Annotated in this window: 1 protein-coding gene; it reads right to left on the minus strand. The window is 61.2% G+C overall.

All coding sequences use genetic code 11. From position 1 onward, the window contains the following. Positions 1 to 1206: immunoglobulin-like domain-containing protein (locus INQ47_RS25595; protein WP_404702896.1), on the minus strand; the 1206-nt coding region annotated here is incomplete at both ends.

Here is a 1206-nt window from a genome sequence, read left to right on the forward strand (position 1 = left end):
CGGTCACCTCGGTGCTGACCGGGGTCTTGTCCAGGTTCAGGTTTTCGAACTTCCACGCATCTGCGCCGCTGACGGCGTCGATGGCATTGACCACCGGCTGGTTAGTGCCGACATAGACGTTGTCCGGTGCGGTTGCAGTCGCCGAGCCCGTGGTGCTGTTCGCTGCCACGACGACAGTAGTGCCGTCAGTCAGCTTGAAGTACAGCTCCGAGTGGTTGTTGATCGGCAGACCATCTTTGTTGGTCAGCGTGATGGTGTAGGTGATCTCGCCGCCTTCGGTCACCGAAGGGGTGGCGGTCAGCTTCGCCACGACCTCGTCAGTGGTGTCGGTCACTTCAACCGAAGCCGCATCGCCGAGTTCCAGGTTCTCGAAGGTCGCACCAGTGGCGTCCTCCGCCGAATTGATACCCAGGCTGATTTCGCCAGCATCCTGATAGACGTCATCGCCCTGCGCGTCGTGAGTGTACGGCGCGCTGGTCTCGCCAGCCTTGATGGTGACCTGGGCATTGTTGCTCAGGGTCACGACCAGGTCGTGGTCCAGCGGTTGGTTGACGTGCACGGTGAACGTCGGTTTGACGTTCTCGGCTACCGAAGTCTGGTCGGCCGTGATGGTGACCTTGACCAGGTCGCCTTCGTTGTTGCCGCCCGGGTTACCTGGGGTGCCTGGCTCGTCGGTCACCTCGGTGCTGACCGGGGTCTTGTCCAGATTCAGGTTTTCGAACTTCCACGCATCTGCGCCGCTGACCGCGTCGATGGCATTGACCACCGGCTGGTTAGTGCCGACATAGACGTTGTCCGGTGCGGTTGCAGTCGCCGAGCCCGTGGTGCTGTTGGCAGCCACGACGACAGTAGTGCCGTCAGTCAGCTTGAAGTACAGCTCCGAGTGGTTGTTGATCGGCAGACCATCTTTGTTGGTCAGCGTGATGGTGTAGGTGATCTCGCCGCCTTCGGTCACCGAAGGGGTGGCGGTCAGCTTCGCCACGACCTCGTCAGTGGTGTCGGTCACTTCAACCGAAGCCGCATCGCCGAGTTCCAGGTTCTCGAAGGTCGCACCAGTGGCGTCCTCCGCCGAATTGATACCCAGGCTGATTTCGCCAGCATCCTGATAGACGTCATCGCCCTGCGCGTCGTGAGTGTACGGCGCGCTGGTCTCGCCAGCCTTGATGGTGACCTGGGCATTGTTGCTCAGGGTCACGACCAGGTCGT

The sequence above is a fragment of the Pseudomonas sp. 3HC3 genome (assembly GCF_044904505.1).
In the GTDB taxonomy this organism is placed as follows: domain Bacteria; phylum Pseudomonadota; class Gammaproteobacteria; order Pseudomonadales; family Pseudomonadaceae; genus Aquipseudomonas; species Aquipseudomonas putida_Y.